At 52.2% G+C, this 1,615-nt stretch carries 3 protein-coding genes; all 3 read left to right on the top strand.

Annotated elements, in window-relative coordinates:
- Window positions 1-82: 82 nt before the first annotated feature.
- Window positions 83-382 (top strand): hypothetical protein, encoded by a 300-nt coding sequence (locus RJ32_RS00025; RefSeq protein ID WP_034823196.1) that lies wholly within the window; start codon window positions 83-85, stop codon window positions 380-382.
- Entirely contained in the window at window positions 379-735 is a 357-nt protein-coding gene (tnpB, locus tag RJ32_RS00020) for an IS66 family insertion sequence element accessory protein TnpB (RefSeq protein ID WP_034823194.1), read from the top strand. Before RJ32_RS00025 ends, tnpB begins: the two co-directional genes overlap by 4 nt.
- A gap of 113 nt (window positions 736-848) precedes the next feature.
- On the top strand, window positions 849-1,615 hold a 767-nt coding region (locus RJ32_RS00015), incomplete at its 3' end, for an IS66 family transposase zinc-finger binding domain-containing protein (RefSeq protein WP_034823192.1).

Raw genomic sequence — 1,615 nt, 5'->3', positions numbered from 1 at the left:
GTAAGCGTCACATAAACCACGCCTAGTCACCACTTTGCAGATAGCCTAATTTATCGCCACGTTCTAACCAACGAGGTGATTTATGAGTCGAGAATACCGCTCTAAAGCGCAGTGGCAGGCGCTAATTGATGAATTTGAGCAAAGCGGGCTAAGCCGCAAGACGTTTTGTGAAGCTCAAGGTATTAATCCGGACTACTTTAGCCAGCGCCGCCGTCGATTACAGCAGGATGCCGACGGTGCAGGCTTTGCACGGGTAGCGGCTGAGTCGTCGCCGGCATCCGCAGCTGCCATGCAGGTTCGCGTCGGTGACGCGCAGTTAGTATTGCCAATGTCAGTATCTCCCCGCTGGGTGGCCGAGCTGGTCAAAGCCCTCAGCGCATGAAGATGTTTGTCGAGCCGCCGGCGATTTATCTGTATAAGCAGCCGGTCGACTTTCGCAAGAGCATTAATGGCCTCAGCGCTATTGTCGAAGCCGAGATGGACCGCTCGCCGTTCAGCGGTGCCGTGTTTGTGTTCTGCAACCGCCAGCGCGATAAAGTCCGGGCGCTTTACTGGGACAAAACCGGCTTTTGTCTTTGGTATAAGCGGCTGGAAAAGAACAAATTTAAATGGCCGAGAAAACTCTCCGGCGATGTGCTCAAGCTAAGCGAACAACAATGGCAGTGGCTGCTCGAGGGCCTGGATATCACTCTGATGAAAGGCCATCAGCCATTGCATTTTAGTGCCACAATCTGATCGAAAACGGTTTATAAGGATCCTGCATAAAAACCGTTTTACGATCGCTAATCGGTCTAAGTAAAGTCAATAAAATAGAGGCTTGCAGCGTTTTCATGGGGTATAATAGCCTCATGAAAACGAGCGACATTAAACAACTCCCGGATGATGTCGAGAGCCTGCAAAAAATGGTTCTCGAGTTGCAATCTGAACGCGAAAAACTCCAGACAGAAATGGCTCTGGAAGAGCAACGTTGGCAACAGAAAATCCGTTATATGATGGAGCAATGGCAACTGTCGTTGCAAAAACGCTTCGGTGCCAGCAGCGAAGGGCTGCCCGGTCAGGGCGAGTTGTTTAATGAGCTGGAAGACGCTCTTGAACCGACGGCTGACGAAGTCGCCGAAGACCAAAGCCAGACCATTACTTACACCCGTCAGAAACCTCGTCGCCCGCGCATTGATGAGTCACTGCCGCGCGAAGAGGTGCTGCACGATATCCCGGACGAAGACAAAGTCTGCGACTGCTGTGGTCATGATTTACACCGCATGGGCGAGGAAACCAGCGAAGAGCTGGAGTTTATTCCGGCAAGCATTAAAGTGCTGCGTCATGTACGTCCGAAATACAGCTGCCGGGCGTGCGAAAAGCACGGCACGGAAACCGCTGTCAAAATCGCACCGGTCCAGCCGAGCATCATGCCCAAAAGCATCGCAACGCCGAGCTTGCTTGCACAAATCATCAGCGCCAAGTTCCAGTTCGGGTTACCGCTGTATCGTCAGGAAGCGATGTTTAAACAATACGGCATTGAGCTGAGCCGTCAAACCATGAGTCGCTGGATGTTGACCGTCAGCGAGAAACTGCGGCCGCTTTATCAACGCATGCGTGACATCCTGCTAAAACAGCC

Source organism: Idiomarina sp. 28-8 (assembly GCF_000320945.2).
GTDB lineage: Bacteria > Pseudomonadota > Gammaproteobacteria > Enterobacterales > Alteromonadaceae > Idiomarina > Idiomarina loihiensis.
Note: the sequence above shows the minus strand (reverse complement) of the source record. Positions and strands in the feature narration are given on the sequence as shown.

What these genes read in the sequence shown, in the direction of transcription:
- tnpB (WP_034823194.1), top strand. Translation starts at nt 379, where the DNA reads ATGAAGATGTTTGTCGAGCCGCCGGCGATTTATCTGTATAAGCAGCCG.
- RJ32_RS00025 (WP_034823196.1), top strand. Translation starts at nt 83, where the DNA reads ATGAGTCGAGAATACCGCTCTAAAGCGCAGTGGCAGGCGCTAATTGAT.